General features: G+C 38.7%; 19 protein-coding genes and 1 riboswitch. Of the genes, 18 read left to right on the top strand and 1 reads right to left on the bottom strand.

Features of this window, described 5'->3' with window-relative positions; translation table 11 throughout:
* The first annotated feature begins 448 nt into the window (after positions 1–448).
* The 16 genes from CKK03_RS20890 (at position 449) to CKK03_RS20815 (ending at position 20,621) form a co-directional block, all read left to right on the top strand.
* Positions 449–2,569 (top strand): MMPL family transporter, encoded by a 2,121-nt coding sequence (locus CKK03_RS20890; RefSeq protein WP_099364440.1) that lies wholly within the window; start codon positions 449–451, stop codon positions 2,567–2,569.
* A gap of 53 nt (positions 2,570–2,622) precedes the next feature.
* Entirely contained in the window at positions 2,623–3,294 is a 672-nt protein-coding gene (locus CKK03_RS20885; RefSeq protein WP_099364439.1) for a response regulator transcription factor, read from the top strand.
* A complete protein-coding gene (locus CKK03_RS20880) occupies positions 3,291–4,688 on the top strand; it encodes a sensor histidine kinase (protein WP_099364438.1) in 1,398 nt (465 codons plus the stop codon). The genes CKK03_RS20885 and CKK03_RS20880 overlap by 4 nt, the downstream gene beginning before the upstream one ends.
* A gap of 3 nt (positions 4,689–4,691) precedes the next feature.
* The gene (locus tag CKK03_RS20875; RefSeq protein WP_099364437.1) at positions 4,692–5,096 is read left to right on the top strand and encodes a hypothetical protein; all 405 of its coding nucleotides are present in this window, start codon (positions 4,692–4,694) and stop codon (positions 5,094–5,096) included.
* A gap of 279 nt (positions 5,097–5,375) precedes the next feature.
* Positions 5,376–6,896 (top strand): histidine ammonia-lyase, encoded by a 1,521-nt coding sequence (hutH, locus tag CKK03_RS20870; RefSeq protein WP_099364436.1) that lies wholly within the window; start codon positions 5,376–5,378, stop codon positions 6,894–6,896.
* 276 nt (positions 6,897–7,172) lie between these two features.
* Positions 7,173–8,852 (top strand): urocanate hydratase, encoded by a 1,680-nt coding sequence (gene hutU / locus CKK03_RS20865; protein WP_099364435.1) that lies wholly within the window; start codon positions 7,173–7,175, stop codon positions 8,850–8,852.
* Complete coding sequence (hutI, locus tag CKK03_RS20860) at positions 8,849–10,108, top strand: imidazolonepropionase (RefSeq protein WP_099364434.1); 1,260 nt, start codon at positions 8,849–8,851, stop codon at positions 10,106–10,108. Before hutU ends, hutI begins: the two co-directional genes overlap by 4 nt.
* Position 10,109: 1 nt before the next feature.
* A complete protein-coding gene (locus CKK03_RS20855; protein ID WP_099364433.1) occupies positions 10,110–11,078 on the top strand; it encodes an agmatinase family protein in 969 nt (322 codons plus the stop codon).
* A gap of 187 nt (positions 11,079–11,265) precedes the next feature.
* Positions 11,266–12,039 carry a MurR/RpiR family transcriptional regulator gene (locus CKK03_RS20850; protein ID WP_099364432.1) on the top strand — a complete coding sequence of 258 codons (774 nt, stop codon included), beginning with the start codon at positions 11,266–11,268 and terminating at the stop codon, positions 12,037–12,039.
* A 119-nt stretch (positions 12,040–12,158) separates the two neighbouring features.
* Entirely contained in the window at positions 12,159–13,760 is a 1,602-nt protein-coding gene (locus tag CKK03_RS20845) for a PTS transporter subunit EIIC (protein ID WP_099364431.1), read from the top strand.
* 47 nt (positions 13,761–13,807) lie between these two features.
* Entirely contained in the window at positions 13,808–15,133 is a 1,326-nt protein-coding gene (locus tag CKK03_RS20840; protein ID WP_218962817.1) for a 6-phospho-alpha-glucosidase, read from the top strand.
* Positions 15,134–15,276: 143 nt separating this feature from the next.
* Positions 15,277–15,378, top strand: a riboswitch (SAM riboswitch).
* Between the two features lie 199 nt (positions 15,379–15,577).
* Positions 15,578–16,603: a methionine ABC transporter ATP-binding protein gene (locus CKK03_RS20835; protein WP_099364429.1), complete on the top strand. Its 1,026-nt coding sequence runs from the start codon at positions 15,578–15,580 to the stop codon at positions 16,601–16,603.
* Positions 16,593–17,255 (top strand): methionine ABC transporter permease, encoded by a 663-nt coding sequence (locus CKK03_RS20830; protein WP_099364428.1) that lies wholly within the window; start codon positions 16,593–16,595, stop codon positions 17,253–17,255. The genes CKK03_RS20835 and CKK03_RS20830 overlap by 11 nt, the downstream gene beginning before the upstream one ends.
* Positions 17,256–17,278: 23 nt before the next feature.
* Complete coding sequence (locus tag CKK03_RS20825) at positions 17,279–18,154, top strand: MetQ/NlpA family ABC transporter substrate-binding protein (protein WP_099364427.1); 876 nt, start codon at positions 17,279–17,281, stop codon at positions 18,152–18,154.
* Between the two features lie 60 nt (positions 18,155–18,214).
* The gene (locus tag CKK03_RS20820) at positions 18,215–19,600 is read left to right on the top strand and encodes an LLM class flavin-dependent oxidoreductase (RefSeq protein WP_099364426.1); all 1,386 of its coding nucleotides are present in this window, start codon (positions 18,215–18,217) and stop codon (positions 19,598–19,600) included.
* 34 nt (positions 19,601–19,634) lie between these two features.
* A complete protein-coding gene (locus CKK03_RS20815; protein WP_099364425.1) occupies positions 19,635–20,621 on the top strand; it encodes an aldo/keto reductase in 987 nt (328 codons plus the stop codon).
* 55 nt (positions 20,622–20,676) lie between these two features.
* Here the strand turns inward: CKK03_RS20815 and CKK03_RS20810 are convergent, their stop codons facing one another.
* A complete protein-coding gene (locus tag CKK03_RS20810; protein ID WP_099364424.1) occupies positions 20,677–21,192 on the bottom strand; it encodes a gamma carbonic anhydrase family protein in 516 nt (171 codons plus the stop codon).
* A 241-nt stretch (positions 21,193–21,433) separates the two neighbouring features.
* Between CKK03_RS20810 and CKK03_RS20805 the strand changes: the two genes are divergently transcribed.
* Both CKK03_RS20805 and CKK03_RS20800 read left to right on the top strand, forming a co-directional pair.
* On the top strand, positions 21,434–23,713 hold the full coding sequence (locus CKK03_RS20805) for an ATP-binding cassette domain-containing protein (RefSeq protein WP_099364423.1): 2,280 nt from the start codon (positions 21,434–21,436) through the stop codon (positions 23,711–23,713).
* Positions 23,714–24,009: 296 nt separating this feature from the next.
* A complete protein-coding gene (locus tag CKK03_RS20800; protein WP_099364422.1) occupies positions 24,010–25,767 on the top strand; it encodes a putative bifunctional diguanylate cyclase/phosphodiesterase in 1,758 nt (585 codons plus the stop codon).
* The last annotated feature ends 59 nt before the right edge of the window (positions 25,768–25,826 follow it).

Genomic DNA, 25,826 nt, shown 5'->3' with positions numbered 1-25,826 from the left:
CGTAGAAGAGGAAAAGGGCTGATGAAAAGTTGCTGAATCCCCTTCATCGAGCGTATGAAGAGGAAAAGAGTCAATGAAAAGTTGCTGAATCCCTTTCATCGAGCGTATAAAGAGGAAAAGGGTCGATGAAAAGTTGTTGAATCCCCTTCATCGAGCGTATGAAGAGGAAAAGGGCTAATGAAAAGTTGCTGAATCCCCTTCATCGAGCGTATGAAGAGGAAAAGAGTCAATGAAAAGAGGCTGAATCCCCTTCAACCGGTTGTCTGAAGTTACCTAAACTTCAGACAACCCCGCCCAGGTTTGCCATCATCTTGTCCGAAGCTACCCAAACTTCAACACCCCACGCCGACATCACCCAGTTTCTCGACAAATGTAAACAAAAGTTGATATTAAATTTATATTCGGTTAGTAAGATCGTAATCGAAAGGAATTAAAGGAGGTTTTACTTTTGAGAAAACTGTTACATCCAATTACAGATTGGGTTTCAAGTAAACGTGGGATGTGGATTACGATTATCGCTTGGCTAGTCTTAATGGTCGGATTAAGTGCGGGACCACGGCTTGGCGATTATAAAGTAAGTAATTTTCAATCGCTTCCTGATGAAGCACAATCGATAATAGCCGAGAAAAAGACAGAAGAGCTATTTCCGAATGAGCAAGGGACACCAGGAATCCTTGTATTCCATAATGAAAATGGAGACATTCGTATCGATGAGGTTACACAAATATTAAATGGAATCGAAGCAGAAGATATTAAAGGAATTGAGACCATCCTTGATATTAGCGCACTTCCACCTCAAGCGTTAGCAGGCTTTATCTCTGAAGATGGTACAACCATGATTGTACCGATGGAATTAGAACAAGGCCTTGGCAATAGTGAATTTGCCGAAATAAATGACAAGGCTTCTGAGGTAGGAAATAAGATTGCGGATCAGTTTGAAAATATGTCCTTTTATATCACTGGTCCCGCAGGAATAGCTGGGGATACACTCAAGTTATTTGAGCAAGCGGACGTGGTGTTATTACTTGCAACGATAGGTATTATTGTAGTATTACTTATTGCCATTTACCGTTCACCATTACTTGCATTCATACCTCTATTAGCAACAGCGATTGTTTATCAGGTCGTGAATCAAAGTGTTGCATTACTAGGAGCGGGCGGGTTAGAAATTAATAACTCCACAACCTCAATTATGAGCATTTTGCTTTTTGCTGCAGTGATTGACTATTCACTGTTTGTATTCTCTCGTTACCGCGAGGAGCTAAACAAAGTAGAAAGTAAATATGAAGCTATGAAACTAGCAATGCGTGCAACTGGGGAACCCGTATTTTTTGCTGGAGGAACGGTGTTAGCAGCAATGCTAATCTTATTCTTTGCCAATTTCCGTGACTATCAAAACTTTGCTCCTATATTTGGGCTTGCAATGTTCTTTATTATGTTAGCATCGATAACATTGGTTCCAGCTTTATTTACACTCTTTGGTCGTAAAGCGTTTTGGCCGAAAGTTCCAAAGTATGGCCAAGAAAAAGAAATAAAACACGGAATTTGGGGGCCAATTGCTAAGTTCGTGGTGAATAAACCAGGTTTATCTGGAGGCATTGTTGGTGTTTTCCTACTCATCACCGCATTAAATATATTTAATCTTGATTTTGAATTTGATACTGTCAAAAAGTTCCCCGAGGATTTACCGTCTCGAGTAGGATATGAAGTTGTAGAGTCAAGATATGATAAAGGGGAACTAGCACCAACTGCATTGTTAATTGAAAGTGATGAAGCAATAGCCCAAGACAAAGTGACTGCTTTTGCAGAAAAACTGCAAGAATACGATGAAATTGCAACTGTTCGAATGACAGCACAATCTGAAGACTCTAAGGCATTAAAGCTGAGTGTTGTGTTAGCAACGAATCCATATTCTACAGAATCTATGACCATTATTAAAGATTTACGTGAAGATACACCAAATCTATTGAATGACCTTTCCATATCAGGAGAAGCATATTATAGCGGAGTGACTGCAAAGCTAGTAGATGAACGTGATGTAAATACGAGAGATATCTTTACAATCGTGATACTTGAAACATTACTCATACTCGTACTTTTATTTGCCCTAACTCGCTCAATGAAGATGCCAATTTATATGATGGCAACCATTTTACTTTCCTATGTATCTGCTTTAGGTCTTGGAATCTTCCTTGTCGATATCTTGTTTGGTTATGATGCATTAAGTACCCGAGTTCCGGTATATGCTTTTATCTTCCTTGTGGCACTAGGTATCGATTATAACATCATCCTTGCCTCACGATTTATAGAAGAGAGGAAGACTCATCGAGTTAAAGATGCGCTTGAAGTTGCGATCCGTAATACGGGTGGAGTCATTTCTTCTGCTGGTATCATTCTAGCTGCAACTTTTGCAGCGCTAACAACGATGCCAATTGCCGATCTTTTCGTATTTGGATTCATCGTCGCGATTGGAATCTTAATAGATACTTTCCTAGTACGCGGAATGCTATTACCAGCTTTGATATTGTTATTTGAAAAAGACAAGCAAGCATCGCATAATAGACAGTAAAATAAAATACAAAGGGCTTCCTTCGTATTTTGCTTTTTAGGAGGTTTCACATTATGAAGATCCTTGTTGTAGATGATGATGTCTATATTCAACAGCTAGTATCGATTCACTTGAGCCGAGAAGGCTACCAAGTATATAGAGCAAATCATGCCGAAGAAGCATTAGACTTATTGGAAGAAAAAACAGTTGATTTAGCGATTGTCGATGTGATGATGCCCAAAATGGATGGATTTGAATTGACCAAGATTTTGTCGAACGACTATGATATCCCCGTTATACTGCTTACTGCCAAAGGTCAAATCGATGATAAGGAACAAGGCTTCTTATCTGGATCTGAGGATTATATTGTTAAGCCTTTTGAGGTGAAGGAACTCCTATTCCGTGTTGCCGTTGTGTTACGGCGTGTCGAACGTGCCATGGAAACGGTAATAAAAGTAGGAAATCTCATGATAGATCGAAAAAATTTTGAATTAAATATAAATCATGAGACAGTCCTTCCACCATTAAAGGAATTTGAAGTTTTAAGCTTATTAGCTTCACGTGTAAATAAGGTTACGCCTAGAGCTGTTCTGGTGGAACAAGTATGGGGTGTTGATTATGAAGGTGGAGAACAAACGCTAAATACTCATATAAACCGTATCCGGGAGCGCTTAAAAAAATTCGATGCATCGGTGGAAATTCAAACGGTTCGCGGAATTGGCTATAAGCTAGAGGAAATAAAATGAAGACATTATATCGGAAATTCATTGTGGCTACGCTATTGATTTTAATGATAAGTGTCATTGTCGGAATAATCATCGCAAATTTTATTTACATGACATCAACAAAACAGAAGATTGATCAGCAGAATGTAGAGATTGCACAAAGAATTACATTAACTCTTGAGAGTATGCATTCGGATAGCTCCTCCTTCGAACCATTCTTGGAATCGATTGGAAACCTGGGGTATCAGATATATGTGGTAAATGAATCCGGTAAAGAAGCTTATTTTGGTAAGCCTTTTACAAAGACAGTTCTTCCACAAGAAGCCGAGAAGGTTCTTTTAGAGAAGGAAATTTACCATGGTATGAATGCATTTTCCCATAAGTTTTTAATGATGGGACATTTCTCAAATGCTGTAGAGAACACGGTAGGTGTTCCATTCACAATGAATGGGGAACAATACGGCTTATATATCCGTCCAAATAATAAACTACTCTTTTCGGATATTCATATGATTTTAGCGTGGTTTTTTGTCGCAGTAACGGTTGTTAGTATTAGTGGTGTAATCCTGTTTGCAAAGCATCTGATTCAGCCGATTACTAAGTTAACGGAAGCAACCAAAGAGATTACACGGGAGAATTTTCATTATCCACTAACGATTGATCGTAATGATGAAATTGGACAATTAGTAGAAAGCTTTAACACGATGCAGAGGCAGTTACAGCATAATGATGAAGCGAGGAAATCCTTTATCAATAATGTGTCACATGACTTCCAGTCTCCACTTATGAATATTCAGGGATATGCGGAGCTTCTACTGTCACAAAATGTAAATGAACGAGATGCTAAAGAATACTTACAGGTTATTGATCATGAATCAAAGCGGCTTTCAAATTTAACAAAACAGCTATTGCTGTTAACATCTCTTGATCAAAAAGCATATCCGATGAAGATTTCAGAGGTCCAATTGGATGAACAAATTAAACAAACCATCCGCAGGTATCAGTGGCGACTACAGGAAAAGGAAATTGAAGTCTCATATAAACTGCCATTTATTCGGACAAAAGTTGATGCAGAACTTATGAGCAACGTGTGGGACAACTTACTAACAAATGCGATAAAGTATAATACACATGGAGGGAATATTTGGATTAGCTTATCTAGAAGCGAATTTTTCGTTAAGGTCATTGTGAAAGATACAGGAATCGGTATGTCGAAGGAAGCCGTCTCTCAAATTTTTGAACGTTTTTATCGTGTGGATTCATCTAGAAAAAGGGACGGAACAGGACTTGGTTTATCGATCGTTAAACAAATAATTGACCTACATGGAGGAGAAATCAAGGTTGACAGTAAGGTTGCTGAGGGAACAACCTTCACAATTATACTTCCTAACATGATTGGGGAAATGGAGGAATAAGTAATGGAACAGACTTGGAGTATACGTCTTATTCGATTTTCAGCTATATTCGGTATAATCGGTACTTTTCTAGGCTCTCATATGTCAGGAAATATGGATTATTCGTTGAGACCTATTCATGCTCATATTCTATTAGTAGGTTGGCTATCAGTGTTTGCTTGGGGAATTTTTTATAAGGTATATACGGTTAAATTCAAAAGACTTGTACCCATTCACAGTATCCTGGGAATGCTAGGTGCTCTTGGGTTGACGGTAGGAATGTGGATGTACAATATAAATCCGTTTAATCTTAATGAGACCTTTGTCATGGTGTTCTTTATTGTGGGCGGAAGCTTACTTTTACTTGCTTTTTTACTATTCGTGCCAATCACTTTTCTCACTGATAAACAGCAAAATAAGAACTTTTAATTCTTATAAAACTTTTACCAAACTTTGAAAGTGATGGTTGACGCTGGAAATAAAAGCACATATACTAAAATTAGTTATTAGACTTTAGAGTTTAAAAGATACCTAGGTAAGGAAAGAATTGTTTTTTGAATTGGAATTAATCACATATAATACGCCCATAGTATTTTAGTTAATAGGGGGCTATATGATGAAGTCATTTTTTTCGTGACTTTCATCATGTAGCTCCCTTTTTTATTGGCTCTTTACCGTACTAAAGTGAATTTGAAGGGAGACAAACAGATGGTTACCTTAACTGGTCAAACACTAACTTTTAAAGAGGTACAAAGAGTTTTATATGAAGGTGAAAAAGTTAATTATTCTGAAGAGAGCATGAGAAAAGTCCAAGAAAGTCGTAAAGCAGTTGAAAAAATTGTGGCTGAGGAACGAATTATTTATGGGATTACAACAGGATTCGGGAAATTTAGTGATGTGTTTATCGATAAAGAAGATGTAGAGGCATTGCAATTGAATTTAATTCGTTCTCATGCTTGCGGAATTGGTGAACCCTTTCCAGAGGTTGTATCACGTGCGATGCTTCTTCTTCGAGCAAATGCATTGCTGAAGGGATTTTCAGGTGTGCGTCCGGTCGTGATTGATAGATTGCTTGAATTACTGAATGCTGGCATTCATCCGGTCATTCCACAGCAAGGATCACTTGGTGCAAGTGGGGACTTAGCGCCACTCTCACATTTGGCTCTTGTTTTAATCGGGGAGGGTGAGGTGTTTTATAAAGGGGAGAAAACATCTGCGATACATGCGTTAACGAAGGAATCTATTTTCCCAATTACATTAACAGCAAAAGAAGGATTAGCGCTTATCAATGGAACACAGGCAATGACAGCGATGGGGGCAGTTGCGTATCTGGAGGCGGAAAAGTTAGCTTATCAAACAGAACTGATTGCCTCTGTAACAATCGAAGCATTACGTGGAATTATTGATGCATTTGATGAAGATATCCAGCTTGCACGAGGTTATCAAGAGCAAATTGAAGTAGCTGAACGTATTCGTGCTCATCTTTCTGATAGCTCTCTAACAACAAGACAAGGTGAAATCCGCGTTCAGGATGCATACTCAATCCGTTGTATCCCTCAAGTGCACGGAGCGACATGGCAAACATTAAACTATGTAAAAGAAAAATTGGAAATTGAAATGAATGCAGCTACTGATAATCCGTTAATTTTTGATAATGGTGAAAAGGTCTTATCAGGGGGGAACTTCCACGGACAACCGATCGCTTTTGCCATGGACTTCTTAGCGATTGCAGTGGCGGAACTAGCCAATATTTCAGAACGTCGCATCGAGCGTTTAGTTAATCCGCAACTGAATGACCTACCACCATTTTTAAGTCCTGAACCAGGCTTACAATCAGGTGCAATGATCATGCAGTATGTCGCAGCATCACTTGTATCCGAAAACAAAACATTAGCGCATCCAGCGAGTGTTGATTCGATTCCCTCATCCGCAAACCAAGAGGATCACGTGAGCATGGGGACAATCGGATCAAGACATGCATATCAAGTTATCACAAATACGCGTCGTGTATTGGCAATTGAGGCCATTTGTAGCATGCAGGCCGCTGAAATTCGTGGAAAAGAAAAAATGGCAAACGCAACAAGCTCATTTTTAGAAAATGGTAGAAAAGTCGTACCGTATATTTCTGCAGACCGCGTGTTCTCTAAGGATATAGAAGCAATGGATCACTGGTTAAAGACTGGAACTTTTAACTTTATTCAGCAGAAGTCCCCTACTTCTACTGAATAAAGTAAAAGCCTCCGGCGGATGCCTCGATTTTTCAGCGGAAATTTTTCGAGCATAGGATCAAAGACTAAAAACGCCACGTCCTGTGGCAACGTCTTTGTAACCCACATCGTGTGGGCCTAAAAAAATCGGGCGCAAATACGCCAAGGCGCATTTGATATTTAATCAAAAGGCAACAAAAAACTCCACTACTTAACAAACGGTCGAAGTTAAGTGATCGGGATTCTATGCGTTCTTTTTATTAATAAAATATTAGTAGCACAACTTGGAGGGAATAAAATGAAAAGTACAACAAACAACAAAATTATCCGTTATGTAGGGACACAATTAAATACGAAAGGCTGGCAGCAAGAGGCTGTACTTCGTATGTTAATGAATAATTTAGATGCAGATGTAGCCGAGAGACCAGAGGATCTTGTTGTATATGGGGGGATTGGGAAAGCGGCACGGAACTGGGAATCTTTTGACGCGATTGTTGATTCACTGAAAGAACTAGAAAGTGATGAAACATTGCTTGTGCAATCCGGAAAACCGGTAGTTGTTTTTAAAACACATAAAGATGCTCCACGAGTTTTGATTGCGAATTCGAATCTTGTTCCAGCTTTTGCAAATTGGGAAACCTTCCATGAACTTGATAAAAAAGGCTTAATGATGTATGGGCAAATGACTGCAGGCAGCTGGATTTATATTGGTTCTCAAGGAATTGTCCAAGGTACGTATGAAACGTTTGCGGAGTTAGCGAAGCAGCACTTCAACGGTACATTAAGAAGTACGATTACTGTGACTGCAGGTCTTGGAGGAATGGGTGGTGCACAGCCACTTGCCGTAACGATGAATGGTGGCGTATGTATCGCGATTGAAGTGGATGAGACTAGAATTGATCGCCGGATTGAAACTCGTTATACAGATATGAAAGCGTACACATTGGATGAAGCAATCCAGTTGGCAGAAGAAGCGAAAAGAGAAGGGAGGGCATTATCGATTGGATTAGTAGGTAACGCATCTGATCTTCTTCCTGAGATGATTGCAAGAAACTTTATCCCTGATGCCTTAACAGACCAAACATCAGCACATGATCCACTTAACGGGTATGTACCTTCAGGGATGTCACTTGAAGAAGCATCAAAATTAAGAGAGTCTAACCCTAAAGAATATGTAAAACTTTCAAAAGCATCAATGGTTAAGCATGTTGAAGCGATGCTTGAAATGATGGAAAAGGGGGCAATTACATTTGACTATGGTAATAATATTCGTCAGGTTGCCAAAGATGAAGGCGTTGAAAATGCATTTGATTTCCCAGGCTTCGTTCCGGCCTATATCCGCCCACAATTTTGTGAAGGAAAAGGACCTTTCCGATGGGTAGCACTATCAGGAGACCCGGAAGATATCTATAAAACAGACGAAGCCATTTTACGTGAATTTAGTGATAATGAGCATTTATGTAATTGGATTCGGATGGCACAGGATAAAATTCAATTCCAAGGTCTTCCATCTCGAATTTGCTGGTTAGGCTATGGAGAGCGTGCTCGTTTCGGTAAAATCTTGAATGATATGGTGGCAAGCGGAGAACTAAAAGCACCGATCGTCATTGGTCGTGACCATTTGGATTCAGGTTCAGTTGCATCACCAAATCGAGAAACAGAAGCAATGAAAGATGGATCAGATGTTGTGGCAGATTGGCCGATTTTAAATGCGATGGTAAACGCTGTTGGAGGCGCAACTTGGGTATCTGTTCATCACGGTGGCGGTGTAGGAATGGGCTACTCCTTACATGCAGGGGTAGTGATTGTTGCGGATGGTACGAAAGATGCAGAAGCACGCATCGAGCGAGTATTAACAACAGATCCAGGACTGGGTGTAGTACGTCATGCTGATGCTGGATACGAGCTTGCCAAGAAAACAGCGCGTGAAAAAGGTATCAAGATGCCAATGCTGGATAAAGGGGCTGATCAAGAATGACAAAACCAATCTGGATTAAACATGCTGCTCAATTAGCAACGCTCGCTTCTGATGTAAAAGGTCCGCGCTCCAAGGAAGCAATGTCTGAGCTTGGGCTAATTGAAGACGGCAGTTTGTGGATTGAAGATGGTGTGATCCAGGCAGTAGGAACAACAAAAGGGCTTGAAGCCCGATATGCAGATAAGCTCCACGAGGCAGAAATTGTTGATGCCACAAATCATCTAGTTACTCCAGGACTGGTGGATCCGCATACACATGTTGTGTACGGAGGAAGCCGCGAGCGTGAATTTGAAATGCGCCTCGAGGGTGCAACATATATGGACATTATGAACGCAGGTGGAGGAATTCATGCGACCACCCGCATGACAAGAGAAGCTACAGAGGATGAGCTAATTGAACAAACAACACGTCGACTTGATTCATTTTTGGCTCATGGTGTAACGACTGTGGAAGGGAAAAGCGGGTATGGTATGGATTTGCAAACTGAGTTGAAGCAGTTGCGTGTGATGAAAAAGCTTCAAAATCAACATCCAATCGATCTTGTCCCAACGTTTATGGGGGCACATGCAGTACCGCCAGAGTATAAAGGTCGTGAAGATGAGTTTGTTGATCATTTAATCAATGACATGCTGCCAGTAGTGACTAAGGAAAAGTTGGCCGAATTTAATGATGTATTTTGTGAAAAAGGGGTTTATACACCAGAGCAGTCGGAGCGGATATTAGAAGCCGGAAAACTCCTGGGATTAATCCCGAAAATCCATGCCGATGAAATTGTACCTTATGGAGGAGCGGAATTAGCTGCGAAAGTAGGAGCTATTTCAGCAGAGCATTTATTAAAAGCGTCTGATGAAGGAATTAAAGCGATGGCAAAGTCCGGTACAATCGCCTGTTTACTTCCAGCAACAGCCCTGTATTTACGTGAATCAGCAGCCGCAGGTAGAAAAATGATCGACGAGGGTGTGGCTGTGGCGATTTCAACGGATTGTAATCCAGGGTCATCCCCAACAACCTCGATGCCACTTGTTATGAATTTAGCTTGTATTTTAATGCGTTTAACGCCTGCAGAAGCATTAACGGCGGCAACCTATAATGCAGCCCATGCCATTAACCGTCAAGAACAAGTTGGGTCACTTGAGGTCGGTAAACAAGCAGATTTCGTCTTATGGAATGTGAAGAATTATCAAGAATTGCAATATTTATTCGGCGTTAACCATGTAAAAGAGGTATGGAAAAAAGGTGTAAAGGTCGTGAACTAAGATGAGTGAACATTTTCTTCAGGTACCTGAATGGTCATGGAATCAGACGGCAATAGATGAACCAACCTATGTGAATCAATGGGTTAAACCATTGAATGGGCTAGAACATACACCTGAACTCATCCTGTACGGAGCGCCAATCTCTAGGTCTTCGATTAGTGTTTCTGGAGCTTCTTTATATCCAACTGAATTTCGGCGGATGTGGAAAGGATTTGCCACGTATAATTTGGACGAAAATGTAGATTTAAGTTCCTTTCAAGTGGCGGATGCGGGTGATGTGGCAATGCATACGACGGATATACTTTTATCACATCAACGAATCCAAAAGACAACAGCCTATCTTGCCGCACACTATCCAAACACGCCGACATGTATGATTGGCGGTGATCATTCGACAACGGCTTGTGCTGTACGAGGTATTAAGGATGCTTTCCCTAGAGAAACGATTGGAATTTTACAGCTTGATACACATCTTGATGTAAGGGATCCAAAAGAACTCGGGCCAGCAAACGGAACACCGATCCGCCAATTAATTGATGGCCAGGTCGTGAACGGGGAAAACGTGATTAATATTGGACTGCATGGATACTACAATGCAAAACCATTAATAGATTACGCAAATGAGCACAAGATTCAGATGGTAACCTTAAAGCAGGCTCGAAAACAAGGGCTAATCAACACGGTTCAACGTGCATTAGAGCAATTAGCAGCAAAGGTTGATCGTATTTACGTAACAGTTGATATGGATGTATTGGATATTTCGGTTGCCCCTGGAGTTCCGGCATCAACACCAGGCGGGTTATCAGCAATTGAACTATTTGATAGTTTGCTAGAAATCGGCAAACATCCTGCTGTTCGGCATATCGATTATGTCTGCCTGGATCCAAGTAAGGATTCGGCCGTTTCTGAAACAGTTAAGGTTGGAACCTATGCGTGGCTGCAATTTATTACAGGTCTTGTCTTACGATAGGCACTAGTGCTGAGAAAAGAATAGTTAAGAGTAGATAAAATAAGAAAAACTGCAGGTGTTTGCTAACCTACAGTTTTTTTCTTTCTTCTATTGCACTGCTTAACCAACCGTTCGTTTGAACGGCTAGAGTTGAGGTATAATAGTAGATGATATAAAGTGGCATACATAAGAATGAGAGTGATTAGGTTTGATTGATATTAGCAAAATTATTCAAGGGAGAAATTTAACGGAATTAGATGTACAAATCATTCAATATATCGTTACGAATATTGATACGGTTTTGCAAAAAGGCGTGCGTGAAATTGCTAAAGAAAATTTTACTTCCCCCGCGACTGTTATTCGCTTATCCAAAAAGTTAGGCTATACCGGTTTTGTGGATATGTATTATCAACTACTGCCGATGATTAGGAAAGTTGAAGTACCCCAAAGTGGTGATATAGAGGACTTTTTGCAGGTAAGCCAAACGGATTTTTTAACCCTTAATTCGATGGAAGAGATTGAAACGTTTATTAGCAAAGTGTTAAATCTAGATCAAAAATATATATTTATTTATGCGACTGGCTTTTCAGCCATTGCTGCAGAGTACTTTCATAAAAAACTATTAGTATTAGGCAGGAAAACGATATTTGCCAGTGCAACGGACTCCGTTGGTATATTTGAAAATAATCTTGAGGATATCGGGGCATTAGTCGTTATATCAAAATCAGGAGAAACACAGACTGTAATTGATAAACTTCATGCGGCAAAAGAACATCATGTGTTTACAGCTTCATTTACAAAGGAAACGGATAATCGCATTGCGAAGCTGTCTGATTTAAATTTTAAAATTATGGATTACAATAAGCTAGATGACCGAAATATGCTACCAAATCGTTTCTTTCCTAAATTGCTTCTGCTGTTTGAGTTTATCCTTAAGCAGTATGTTGAGAATTTAGGCGCGAAAAAGAATAGGGAAGAGTGAAACGTGTTTCAATCTGTGAAACACGTTTTTAATCATGTTGAAACTATCGACTATAAAACGCTTGCATTGTATTCTAAACGTGTCGAAAGAAATTAAGTGAATATTGGAGGTGCGGCTCAATGAAAGCCAAAATGATGGAAGGTATGCAACGCTTTTCAAAAGCAATGTTTATTCCAGTACTTATCTTGCCGATTGCCGGTATTTTGATTGCCCTCGGTAACTTATTTACGAATGCTAGATTATTGGAAGTCATTCCATTTTTAGATAATCCGATTACGACAGGTTTCGGATCCATTTTAACTGGATCATTAGTTTCGATTCTCGGTAATCTAGGATTGATTTTCTGTGTCGGTATCACGGTAGGCTTGGCTAATAAGGAGAAAGCAGTTGCTGGTTTTACTGCTTTATTAGGTTATTTAGTATTTGTTAATGCGATGAATAAATTTATGGACCTTACCGGAGTACTGTTTCAAGGCGACTCCCTACAAGGTACAGGACAAACGCTTGTTTTAGGTGTTCAAATACTTGATATGGGTGTTTTCCTCGGAATTATTCTCGGGATTGTAACCGCTTTTGTTCATAACAAATTTGTTGATATAGAATTTAACGGTGCTTTTCAAATATACGGTGGATCACGTTTTGTCTTTATCGTACTTATACCAGTAGTTGTCCTATTATCAATTGCTCTTACGTATATTTGGCCGTTTTTCCAAAATGGTATTAACAATCTTGGATCTCTTATTAATCACAGTGGGAACTTCGGAATATTCTTATACGGAATGTTAGAGCGCTTATTAATTCCTACTGGGCTGCATCACTTAATCTATACACCATTCTTATATACATCATTGGGCGGTGTAGCAGAAGTTGGCGGACAAATTTTTGAAGGTGCAAGAAATATTTACTACGCTGAGATTGCAGATCCAACTGTAAAAGAACTTTCTTCATCTGTCGTTTGGGATGCACGTGGTATTTCAAAAATGTTTGGTTTACTCGGCGCTTGCTTAGCTATGTATCATACAGCAAAGCCTGAGAACAAGGCGAAGGTAAAAGCAATCTTGATTCCTGCTGCCGTGACTTCTTTTATTGCTGGTGTTACTGAACCAATTGAATTCTCATTCATGTTTGTTGCTCCACTACTATTTGTGGTTCACGCTGCTTTAAGTGGTTTAGCAATGGTAACGTTTAGTCTCTTAGATGTTAGAGCAATTGGACCAAACGGAATGATTGACTTCCTATTGTTCAATTTACCGCTTGGAATCGAGAAAACACACTGGCCAATGTACATTTTAATCGGTTTGATCTTCTTTGTTATCTACTACTTACTATTCCGTTTCTTAATCGTGAAGCTTAACTTCAAGACAGTCGGAAGAGAAGAAGGTGGACAAGAAACAAAGTTATATACGAAGAAAGATTTAAAAGAAAAGCAAAAACAAGGAAAAACTGGAACTTCCGAATCACAGGGAAATGACGGAATTGCCCCAGTAATTGTTGATGCCTTAGGTGGAGCAAGTAATATTCATACCGTAACCAATTGTTATACAAGACTTCGTTTAACACTAGATAATCCTGAAATGGTCAACGAGGAAGTGTTGAAGAAAGAAACGGGTGCTAGTGGAGTCGTGATTAAAGATAAAAACGTACAAGTTGTATACGGCTTACAGGTAACAACGATTAGAAAAGCTGTTGACAGTTATTTAGGATTAACAACAAACGAATAGAATCGGAATAAAACAACAACAAAGATATCTAGAAGGGAATGGAGAAAATGAAAAAGTTCTCAGTCGTTATTGCAGGTGGAGGAAGTACCTATACACCAGGGATTGTTATGATGTTATTAGATAATCTAGACCGTTTCCCACTTCGTAAATTAAAATTATATGATAATGATGCTGAAAGACAAGCCGTTTTAGGAGAAGCAATTGAAATTGTATTAAAAGAAAATGCACCGGATATTGAATATTGCTTCACAACTGATCCAGAAGAGGCTTTTACTGATATTGATTTCTGCTTTGCTCATATTCGTACGGGGAAATATGAAATGCGTGAAAAAGATGAAAAAATTCCATTGAAATATGGTGTAGTTGGCCAAGAAACTTGCGGACCTGGCGGAATTGCTTATGGAATGAGAAGCATCGGGGATATGGTTGAGTTAATCGATATCATGGAAAAATATTCACCAGATGCATGGATGTTAAACTATTCTAATCCTGCAGCGATTGTCGCGGAAGCTTGTCGCGTTCTTCGTCCAAATTCAAAAGTATTGAATATCTGTGATATGCCTGTAGGCACACTGCGCAGAATTTCTCATATCATCGGTAAAGAGCCGCAGGATTTAGAAGTACGTTATTTCGGATTAAACCACTTTGGCTGGTGGACAAGTGTAAAAGATAAAGAAGGAAATGAATATCTTCCTCAAATTCGTGATTATGTTGCTGAAAACGGATATCTTACTCAAAAAGAAGTAGATACCCAGCATACTGATGCTAGCTGGCAAGAAACACACAAGAAAGCAAAAGATTTACTAGCGGTCGATCCTAGATTCTTGCCAAATACGTATTTAAAATACTATTTATACCCTGATTATGTGGTAAAAACGTCCAATCCAGAATACACAAGGGCAAATGAAGTGATCGCTGGTAGAGAAAAGACGGTTTTCTCAACAGCAAGAACGATCATTGAAAGAGGAACAGCAGAAGGCTGCGAATTTGAAATGGGGGCACATGCCACTTTCGTTGTTGATTTAGCCCGTGCGATTGCCTTTAACACGCATGAAAGAATGTTATTAATTGTTGAAAACAATGGAGCCATTGCTAACTTTGATGATGATGCTATGGTTGAAGTTCCATGTATTGTTGGTAGCGACGGTCCAGAGCCATTAAGCCAAGGAAAAATTCCTGAATTCCAAAGAGCGCTAATGTATCAGCAAGTAACAGTTGAAAAACTAGTGGTTCAAGCCTATATTGAAGGCAGCTACCAAAAGCTATGGCAGGCATTAACACTTTCAAAAACAGTGCCAAGTGCAAAAGTAGCGAAAGAAATTTTGGATGAATTAATCGAAGCTAACAAAGGTTATTGGCCGGAGTTACACTAATAGAAAAGTAGAATACTAAGGGTGACCTGTAGCATAAGTATACTAGTAGCCTAAAAAGAACAATAATAAGATTTTTCAAAAATCTTATTGACAGTTAAAGACATTCCATGTAAATTATTAATTACAATTCAATAATTAATGAATTCTTATCAAGAGAGGTGGAGGGACTGGCCCTTTGAAGCCTCGGCAACAGACTACTAGGTACTGTGCCAAATCCAGCAAGCAAAGAGCTTGAAAGATGAGAAGAGACGATTAAATTTACCATTTAAACCCTCTTCTGTCATGAAGGGGGTTTTATTTTTTTCTCAAGTTACCAAAAAAATTATATATAAAATGAAAAAGTATGCCGATTAGACAACTAAAGGTATCTTTATCCAATACATCCTTACATGGTGTTGGATAGAGATGCCTTTTTTGTTTGATTTCGAAAAGGAGGATTATCAATTGATTAAGTTTGAGGAAGTAAATAAAGTATTTGGGTTGGAAGGGAAGAAGGTGCAAGCGTTAAAGGATGTTTCTTTAACCATATCAAAGGGAGAAATCTTTGGGGTGGTTGGATTTAGTGGGGCTGGTAAAAGTACATTGCTTCGACTCGTTAATTTACTTGAACGTCCAACATCAGGGAAGGTGGTGGTTAACGACCAAGAAATATCTAGTCTCTCTCAAGCAGAACTACGGAAGTTACGAAGGAAAATCGGTATGATCTTTCAGTCATTTAACTTATTTAACTCTCGCACTGTTTATGGAAATATCGCTTATCCTCTCAAACTTACAAAGTTGCCGAAAGATCAAATTGATCACCGTGTTAAAGAATTACTTCAATTTGTTGGTTTACAAGATAAGTCAGATCAGTATCCGGAGCAACTATCCGGCGGGCAAAAGCAAAGAGTAGGAATTGCAAGAGCGCTTGCCACATCACCAGACATTCTGATTTGTGATGAAGCAACCTCTGCGTTAGACCCTGAAACAACTGGAGAAATCCTTCAGCTATTACGTAAGGTTAATGAGGAGTACAATATTACCATTTTACTTATTACACATGAGATGCATGTAATCCGAAGTATTTGTCATCGAGTGGCTGTGATGGAAAATGGGTCTGTGATTGAAGAAGGAAATGTGTATGACATATTTTCAAACCCACAATCCAAAACAACTAAAAATTTTATTAGTTCCGTGCTAAACGATAAGCTTTCTAGCAAACTCTTAGAGAAATTGCGCAATAACTATTATGGAAACTTGTATCGAGTGATTTTTACAGGAGGGGCTTCAAGTCAACCAATCCTATCACGAGTAACGAGAAAGCATGGGATTGATTTCAATATTATATACGGAAGTATTAACGAGCTACAGGATCAATTGTTTGGTAGTTTAATTGTTGAGTTTCAGGGTCCTGATCCTCTCATTCAGCAAGTTATCAATGAACTTAAACAAATTGTTGAAGTAAGGGAGGTGATTAATCATGAGAGTTGATTGGACTACATTTTGGCCTCGTATTATTGAAGCGACTGGAGAAACCATTTTAATGGTTATCTTTACATTAATTTTCTCAAGCATGATTGGTATAGCGATGGGGGTGCTCTTTTTTGTCACCCGTAAAGGCAACATATTAGAAAATAAATATATCTTTCTCGTACTTAATTTATTAGTGAACATCGTTCGTCCCATTCCTTTTATTATTTTGCTTGTTGCATTGAGTCCCTTAACTCGGGCAGTTATGGGTACGACGATTGGAACAGCAGCAGCTATTTTTCCTATGACGATAGCGGCATGCTTTGCGGTTGCTAGGATCGTAGAGAGTAACCTTGTCTCGATTGATCCGGGAATTATTGAAGCTGCACAGGCTATGGGTGCAAGCCCCGTACGAATCATATTTGGGGTACTTATACCTGAAGCGTTAGGACCTCTTATTCTCGGTCTCACTTTTGTTACGGTTGGACTTGTCGATTTCTCAGCTATGGCGGGAACGGTAGGTGGCGGTGGATTAGGGGACCTTGCCATGACCTATGGTTACCAGAGATTTGATACATCGGTCATGATTGTAACAGTTGTGATATTAATTCTACTCGTTCAAATAGCACAGTTTTCAGGAAACTTTTTATCTAGATTCTTTTTACGAAGATAACCAAAAAAAGGGAGAGATTTCTAATGAAAAAGCGATTAATTATATTCTTATCAATGGTGTTTGTTATATCAATACTGACAGCGTGTACGAATAGTACATCTGGAAAATCTAATGAGGTCGTAAAGATAGGTGTAACAGGTGCGGATGGACCGTATTGGAAGCTGATTGAAGAAAAAGCAAAGGCAAAAGGAATCACAATTGAGTTAGTGGAGTTTTCCGATTACATTCAGCCTAATAATGCTCTTGCAAATGGAGAGATTGATATGAATTCTTTCCAACATATTGCCTTTCTAGGTCCTGCAAATGTTGAGAATGGCTTTAAGATTGTTCCGATTGCTTCAACAACCATTAACCCAACAGGAATTTACTCTGAAAAATATGATGATTTAGCAGACATACCAGAGGGTTCGCAAGTCGCGATTTCAAACGACCCTGCAAACCTTGGCCGAGGTTTAACTTTATTAGAAACTGCTGGATTAATTGAGTTAAAAGATGGTGTTGGTATATACGGAACCTTAGATGATATTGCTAAGAACCCAAAGAATTTAGAAATTGTTCCAGTTGTTTCGCAACAAACTGCACAGGCACTAAAAGATGTTGCTGCATCTCTGATAAATAATGGGATCGCAGGTCAAGCGGGATTGAACTTTAAGGATGCGTTGTTATATGACGATCCAGAGAGTGAAGAAGCAAGACCATATATTAATGTATTTGCCGTTCGTGAAGAGGATAAAGACAATGAAACATACAAAACGATCGCAAAGCTATATCAGGAAGCGGATGTGAAAGAAGCAGTTATAGAAGATACAAAGGGTGGAAGTATTGTTGTTGATATCCCTGCTGAAGATCTTGAGCAGACTTTAAAACAATTAGAAGAAAGCATTAAGAATAGAAAATAGTGAACGTAAGATTTGAATATTTAACAAGGCAATTAAATAATCTATGAAAAGGTGAGACAATTGGCTAAACAAATACGCTTAAATGTTTTCGATATGACGAGTGCTATGCATAATTCACACGGGCTTTGGAAGCATCCAAATAGTGAGAGACATACTCGATATAAGGATTTAGATTATTGGGTTGAGTTAGCGAAATTATTGGAACGAGGAAAGTTTGATGCTGTATTTTTTGCAGATGTGCTAGGGGTATATGATGTTTATAAACAAAGTAAACAGCCATCTATTCGTGACGGAGTTCAGGTGCCATTAAATGATCCAGCTTTTGTTGTACCAGCGATGGCAAGTGTCACAGAACATCTATCTTTCGCCGTGACAGTTAGTACTACATATGAGCATCCGTTCGGCCATGCTAGGAGGTTCTCAACCTTAGACCATCTTACAAAAGGGAGAATCGCTTGGAATATCGTTACTTCCTATCTTCCGAATGCTGCACGCAACTTTGGTCTACCAGAAATGCTGAAGCATGATGCACGATATGATTTGGCTGACGAGTTTTTGGAAGTCTCTTATAAGCTATGGGAAGGGAGTTGGGAGGACAATGCTGTCATTGCGGATGCCTCTCAAGAAATTCTAATAGACTCAACGAAGGTACATGAGATCAATCATAAAGGTGAGTATTTTTCGGTAGAAGGTCCTCATTTAAGTGAGCCTTCCATACAGCGTACCCCAGTTATTTATCAAGCAGGTACGTCTGAACGTGGCAAGGAGTTTGCAGCCAAACATGCAGAATGTGTATTTGTTGGCGGGTCAGCAGAAAAAATAAAATCGTCTATTCAAGATATCCGTCAAAGAGCGCAAAAGTATGGACGAAACCCTGAGAATATTAAGGCATTTACTTTTCTGAATGTGATTGTGGGTGAGACTTCAGAACAGGCAGAAGAAAAGTATCAGGAATTAGCTAGGTATTGGAGTGCTGAAGCAGCAAAAGCTCAATATGGCGGTTCTAGTGGGTATGATTTATCACAGTATACAGATTTAGATAGTCCTTTCGAATATAAACATACCGAACATGGGCAATCAAGAGCTGCTTCACTTACAAAAGATGCACCAAAAAAATTAACAGTCAGAGAGGTATTAAACCGTTTTGAAACAATTGATCGGAATCATGTGCTAGTAGGAAATCCTAGTGAAGTGGCTGATGCAATTCAATTTCAATTTGAAGAGAGCGGTGTAGATGGCTTTAACTTGGCTCATCTTGTCACACCAGAAAGCCTAGAGGAATTCATTGATTTGGTCATTCCTGAATTACAGAAGCGCGGAATTTACAAAACGGAATATGAACAGGGTTCCTTCAGAGAAAAATTATTTAATCACGGAAGTAGCTTGTTACCAAACGATCATCCGGGAAGTCAGTATCGAAAAACAGCTATATTAGAAGGGAAGTAACAAGAATTTTTTAGTAATTGGAGAGGGAGTATTTATGGAATATAAAACAATCGGAGATACTGGCATTTACGTATCAGAGTTGTGTTTCGGTACAATGTCTTTTGGTGGGATAGCAGACGAAAAAACGTCCATGGCAATGTTTAACCGGTGTAGGGAAGTCGGGATCAATTTCTTTGATACAGCTAATATTTATAACAGTGGAAGGTCAGAAGAAATACTTGGTAAATGTATAGCTGATTGTCGGGATGATCTTGTGTTAACATCAAAGGTCGGTCTTCCTTCTGGCGTTGGTAAAAATGAAGGAGGCACTTCTAGAAGACATATTTTCCTTTCAATTGAGAAAACCCTAAAACGTTTGGGAACAGATCGAATTGAATTTTACTTCCTTCATCGGTTTGATGATAAAACCGATATCGAGGAAACGCTCATTGCTTTAGATGATCTGCAAAGACAAGGGAAGATCCTATATCCTGCGGTTAGTAATTGGGCAGCCTGGCAAATTGCGAAAGCTCTTGGTATATCAGAACGAAAAGCGTTGGCTAAATTTAAACTAGTTCAACCAATGTATAATCTAGTGAAAAGGCAAGCCGAAGTTGAGATATTACCACTAGCTCAAGCGGAAGGGCTTGGAGTCATTAGCTATAGCCCGTTAGGTGGAGGACTCCTAACAGGAAAATATGGGGAAGCTAAGAAGCCAAAACAAGGTAGGCTGGTAGAACAACAAAACTATCAACTTAGATATGGTCAAAAGGATTATTATGAAATTGCTAGTCGATTCACACAATATGCAAATGAAAATGGGTATGATCCAGTTTCTCTAGCGGTCGCCTGGGTAAAGAGTAACCCAAGTATTACAGCGCCCATCATAGGTGCTAGAAACCTAGAACAGTTGGAGCCAGCACTTGATTCTATTCATATCTCGTTAGAAAAGAATCAGTGGGAAGAAATTGCATCCTTATCTATTACACCCCCGTTAGCAACAGACCATAGTGTGGAGGAAGGGATAGTTAAGAGTAGATAAAATTAGAAAAACTGTAGGAGTTTGCGTCCTACAGTTTTTACTTATTTCTATGGAACTACTTATTTAATAGGTCATTGTATATATAACTCTTTTCAACGTAAGTATCAATGGATAGTTGGATTAGTTCAAAATCCTTATCGGTTAGTTCCCGAACCACCTTTCCAGGTGAGCCTAGGACAAGGGAACGAGGTGGGATGACTTTATTAGAAGGGATTAGCGTATTGGCACCAATGATACACTCTTCACCGATAACGGCTCCATCTAAAATGGTCGAGCCCATTCCGATGATGCATCTTTTTTTAATTGTACAACCATGAAGAATCACATTATGACCAATAGTTACTTCGTCTTCCACTACTACCGGTGAGCCTTCAAATAAATGAATGGTTGCATTATCTTGAATACTACAACGATCCCCAATAATAATAGCGTCTTCATCACCGCGCAGAACTGCATTAAACCAAATAGAGGTCTCTTTACCAACCTGAACATCACCAATTACATATGAACCTGGAGCCAAGAAGACAGTTTCATGTACGTTCGGTTTTTTGTCTTTAAAGGGAATAAGCATTATGGAATCTCCTTTTCGATTTTTCATAATATTATAACATATTTATCATTCGTGATAATATGGGATTTGGAATGGACTTATTCGTTCGGGACTTCATAACGCCGATGAAGGACTTTGCATGAGACTCGATTGTTTTATTAGAACAATCTTCGATAAGGAAAGGTATTCCTCCTGTTAGGGGTGGCTAAACTTGTAATGAAATGAAAAAAACATAGTAGATTAATATAGAAAGGATGGTAACATGTCTGATATAAAAGATGAAATTATTTTAAGAGGATTAAAAGAACATAATCTAAAAAATATAGATTTAACTATACCAAAAGAAAAAATCATCGTATTTACTGGTCTTTCAGGCTCTGGAAAGAGTTCAGTTGTTTTTGATACATTAGCAACAGAAAGCAGAAGACAAATGACAATGAACTATCCTCTCTATGTCAGAAATCAAATGCCAAGGTATGAAAGACCCCACGCAGATCTTATGCAAAACTTAAGCCCTGTTATTGTTGTAGAACAAAGGCCGATAGGGGGAAATTCTCGCTCAACAGTAGGCACCTATATGGATATCGATCCATTGATTAGACTTTTATTCTCAAGGATAGGAAAACCATCCATAGGTTCTGCCACCGATTTTTCGAGTCAAAGTTCCTTTGGGAGATGTCCAGAATGTGGTGGATTTGGGGAGGTCATTACGCCGGACTTAAATAAGATAATCGATTTCAATCAATCACTTCGAGAATATGCAGTGAAATTTAAGCCGTTGTCGCCATCTGGCTGGCAAGGCAGATGGATGATGACTGGTGGTTTATTCGATCCAGATAAGCCTATAAAGGACTACTCAAAAGAAGAACTCCAGTTGCTATTATATGGTCCCCAAGAAGGTGAAAAAGTCTATGCGCCGTTTCATACGAAAAATGGACCTCAGGATCATGAGTGGGATGGGCTATTGCCTCGATTTACGCGACTTTATATAAACAGAGATATCACAAAGCTAAAAGAAGTATCCCAAGATGATGTATTGGCCGTTTCTACACATTCATTATGCCCAACCTGCCAAGGCTCTGGCCTGAATCCAAAGGTATTAGAATGTAGAATAAATAACTTGAACATCGCAGACTACGATCAATTAGAGCTTCCAGACATAATAGAAGAACTAAAGAATATCAAAGATCCGATGGGAGAATCAATTGCACAACAAATAATCCCACATGTGACACAACTAGTCGATATGGGATTAGGATATTTGAGTCTATCAAGAAAAATGGGCACCCTGTCTAGTGGCGAAGCTCAAAGGGTAAAAATTGCTCGTCATTTAGGGAGTAGTTTAAACAATATTACATACATTTTCGATGAACCAAGTGCAGGGCTCCATCCAGAAGAAGTGGATATGCTAATACATATGCTAAAAAGGATAAAAGACCAACACAATACAGTAATTGTAATTGAACACAATCTATCAGTCATAAAAGTAGCGGATGTAATAATTGAAATGGGACCAGGAGCAGGTGTAAATGGAGGAGAGGTTCTCTATCAAGGAAAGATAGAAGGCTTAAAGAACTCTCCCACTGCAACAGCTTTAAACCATAGATTAAACATAAATAGAAGTCAAAGGGATATAAAAAGTTATTTTAGAATCAAAAAAGCAGCTACCAATAACCTGAAAAATATAAGCGTACACATTCCTAAAAATGTCTTAGTCTCGATTTGTGGAGTGTCAGGTTCAGGTAAAAGCTCACTAATGTTGGAAGCATTTGCGAAAGAATATCCTGAGACCATAATGGTTGGCCAAGGTAGCATAGGAATCTCCAATCGTTCGACCCTGGCTACATATATGGGGATCATGGACGATATTCGTGCAACATTTTCAAAAGAAACAGGACAACCAGCGGGTTTATTCAGCTTTAACTCCTTAGGAGCATGCCCTATCTGCAATGGAAAAGGAGTAATAACCCCAGATGTAGCATTTGCAGATCCGGTGACAATACCTTGTGAAACATGTGGCGGTACGAGATATTCAGATGAAGCGCTGTCCTACAAATATCAGAATAAAAATATAGTAGAAATACTAGATTTAACTATAGATGAGGCTATTCATTATTTTAATATACCCAAAATCATAAAAAGAGTGCGTACACTTAAAGAAGTAGGTTTAGGGTATCTGACTTTAGGACAGACGACAAGTTCTCTAAGCGGAGGGGAAATCCAACGTCTAAAGCTCGCTAGCCACTTACAAAAAGAAGGACAAATCTACCTATTAGACGAGCCATCCTTAGGGCTACACACAGAAGATAATGAAAAACTATTAGAAGTATTTCAAAATTTCGTAAACAGAGGTAATTCTGTCATCATAATCGAACACAATCTAAACTTTATCGCGGCGTGCGACTGGGTAATTGAATTAGGACCAGGGGGAGGAAAAAAAGGAGGACATCTTATTTTTGAAGGCACACCAGAAGAGATGTTACGGGCAGAAACATTAACAGCGAAATGGTTAAAGCATGGAGTGATCGCACATAACACTTAAAATAAGGGTACTGACTTCAATATTCGGAGATCTAGAAAACTATTTTATCATCTGAAAAAATTTAGAAATTTCGTTTGAGAAAGAGTGAGCCTTTTAAGGTTCACTCTTATTAACGATATTAAGTTTTCTATATTCATTCGAATGTAAAATATCTTGAATTTAAGAATCTTAAAATTGACGTAAAATCCATGTTGATGCTACTATAAAATCATTCAAGAAAGTTCATACTTACATATTTAGCCTTTACTTCTGATAGGTATTAAAAATAGTAATTGTAACTTAAAGGAGTTTAATAAATGGAAAACATACATCGTACTCTAGATTACTCTGATAAATCCATAAGCTCTAAATTAGCAAAACAAGTAGAAGAGGAACAAAACGAAAAATATAGATTGATAGCTGAAAATACAACAGATTTAATTAGTCTCATTGAAATAGACGGCACTTTTCAATACGCATCTCCATCCTTTGAAGCTATATTAAAATATGACTTAACTTCCATCAGACATCTTAATCTTTTTGAAATGATACATCCAGATGATCAAGCGATGGTTAACAAGGAAATAAGGATCTTTTGCAAGAGGAAAAAAACAGTTAGACATATAGAAATTCGTATCCGTGATCACAAAGGGGATTATATTGATATAGAAGCCAGTTTTAGTGTCATTGACAAATCATCATTTTCAAAAAATGATTTAATTCTTGTGGTCATGCGTGATATTCGATTCAGAAAGATATTCGAACAAAAAATATATCACTTGGCTTTTCATGACTCATTAACAAATCTGCCGAATCGACGTTCTTTTATGAATGAGTTAAATAGGGAAATTCTTGACAGGAAACATAGAGCCTCATCGACTAAAATGTCCGTCCTTTTCATTGATCTAGATAATTTTAAATCGATTAACGATCAGTGGGGCCATGATGTAGGTGATCAAGTATTAATTGAAGCTGCAAGGAATATAAAGGATGCGATACGTCCAAGCGATCTAGTAGGTCGTGTTGGCGGGGATGAATTTATCGTGTTGTTAAGGGATATAAAAGATGAAGAGGACTTAAAAAAATATGTAACTCGAATTCTAACGAAATTTAACTCTCCGATTTTAATTTCAGGGCAGGAGTATATCATGACATGCAGTATTGGAGTCGCTACTTATCCCAACGACGGTGATACATCGAGGGAACTGATTAAGAATGCAGATGATGCCCTTTATAATGTTAAAAATAAAGGAAAAAATCATTATTTACTCTTTAATAGTAAAATTAAAAATGAATCATTAGAACGCAGGTTGCTAGAAAATGCAATGAGAATGGCTATAAAAGAAGAACAATTTTATCTGGAATACCAGCCTAAACTAAATCTCTCTACCCAAACATTAATTGGGATGGAGGCTTTAGTTAGATGGAAACATCCTGAGTTAGGTACCATTCCACCTGGTAAATTTATATCTTTGGCTGAAGAAACTGGTTTAATTGTGCCATTAGGGGAATGGATTTTGCGGGAAAGCTGTAGGCAAATGAGAAAATGGCTAGAAAAAGGGTATCATTCATTGGTTATTTCAGTTAATGTATCCATCCGACAGCTTGAGGATGTTAATTTTATCAATTCGGTCAAGAAAATACTGAAAGAAACAGATTTAGACCCAAAGTGGCTCGAAATGGAAGTAACAGAAAGTGTTTTTATGGATGTTAATGATGCTGCGTCTATCCTTGAGGAAATCCGCCAGTTGGGGATACAAATTTCAATTGACGATTTCGGAACGGGATATAGTTCGCTTAGTTACCTTAAGCACCTTCCAATTGATACATTAAAGGTGGATGCTTCATTCATTAAAGATATCCATGTAAATGAAGAAAGCAGAGCAATTGTGAAATCTGTTTTAACTTTGGCAACAACTTTAGGTTTAAATGTAATTGCAGAAGGAATCGAAATACAGGAACACGTCAACGAACTAAACAAAGATGGTTTATTATTTGGACAAGGTTTTTACTTTAGCAAACCATTGAATAGTCAAGCATTTGAAGAGTACCTATTAAAAGGACTCAACACGTAACGTGATTCACTGTCCCACGCCACTAAGAAAAGAGGCTGGGACATAACTAGCTTCGAATA

The sequence above is a fragment of the Fredinandcohnia onubensis genome (assembly GCF_002734215.1).
Taxonomy (GTDB): Bacteria; Bacillota; Bacilli; order Bacillales; family Bacillaceae_L; genus Ferdinandcohnia; species Ferdinandcohnia onubensis.
Note: the sequence above shows the minus strand (reverse complement) of the source record. Positions and strands in the feature narration are given on the sequence as shown.

Coding starts and splice junctions, on each gene's coding strand:
- CKK03_RS20885 (WP_099364439.1), top strand. CDS start 2,623: ATGAAGATCCTTGTTGTAGATGATGATGTCTATATTCAACAGCTAGTA.
- CKK03_RS20880 (WP_099364438.1), top strand. CDS start 3,291: ATGAAGACATTATATCGGAAATTCATTGTGGCTACGCTATTGATTTTA.
- CKK03_RS20875 (WP_099364437.1), top strand. CDS start 4,692: ATGGAACAGACTTGGAGTATACGTCTTATTCGATTTTCAGCTATATTC.
- hutH (WP_099364436.1), top strand. CDS start 5,376: ATGGTTACCTTAACTGGTCAAACACTAACTTTTAAAGAGGTACAAAGA.
- hutU (WP_099364435.1), top strand. CDS start 7,173: ATGAAAAGTACAACAAACAACAAAATTATCCGTTATGTAGGGACACAA.
- hutI (WP_099364434.1), top strand. CDS start 8,849: ATGACAAAACCAATCTGGATTAAACATGCTGCTCAATTAGCAACGCTC.
- CKK03_RS20855 (WP_099364433.1), top strand. CDS start 10,110: ATGAGTGAACATTTTCTTCAGGTACCTGAATGGTCATGGAATCAGACG.
- CKK03_RS20845 (WP_099364431.1), top strand. CDS start 12,159: ATGAAAGCCAAAATGATGGAAGGTATGCAACGCTTTTCAAAAGCAATG.
- CKK03_RS20840 (WP_218962817.1), top strand. CDS start 13,808: ATGAAAAAGTTCTCAGTCGTTATTGCAGGTGGAGGAAGTACCTATACA.
- CKK03_RS20830 (WP_099364428.1), top strand. CDS start 16,593: ATGAGAGTTGATTGGACTACATTTTGGCCTCGTATTATTGAAGCGACT.
- CKK03_RS20825 (WP_099364427.1), top strand. CDS start 17,279: ATGAAAAAGCGATTAATTATATTCTTATCAATGGTGTTTGTTATATCA.
- CKK03_RS20815 (WP_099364425.1), top strand. CDS start 19,635: ATGGAATATAAAACAATCGGAGATACTGGCATTTACGTATCAGAGTTG.
- CKK03_RS20810 (WP_099364424.1), bottom strand. CDS start 21,192: ATGCTTATTCCCTTTAAAGACAAAAAACCGAACGTACATGAAACTGTC.
- CKK03_RS20805 (WP_099364423.1), top strand. CDS start 21,434: ATGTCTGATATAAAAGATGAAATTATTTTAAGAGGATTAAAAGAACAT.
- CKK03_RS20800 (WP_099364422.1), top strand. CDS start 24,010: ATGGAAAACATACATCGTACTCTAGATTACTCTGATAAATCCATAAGC.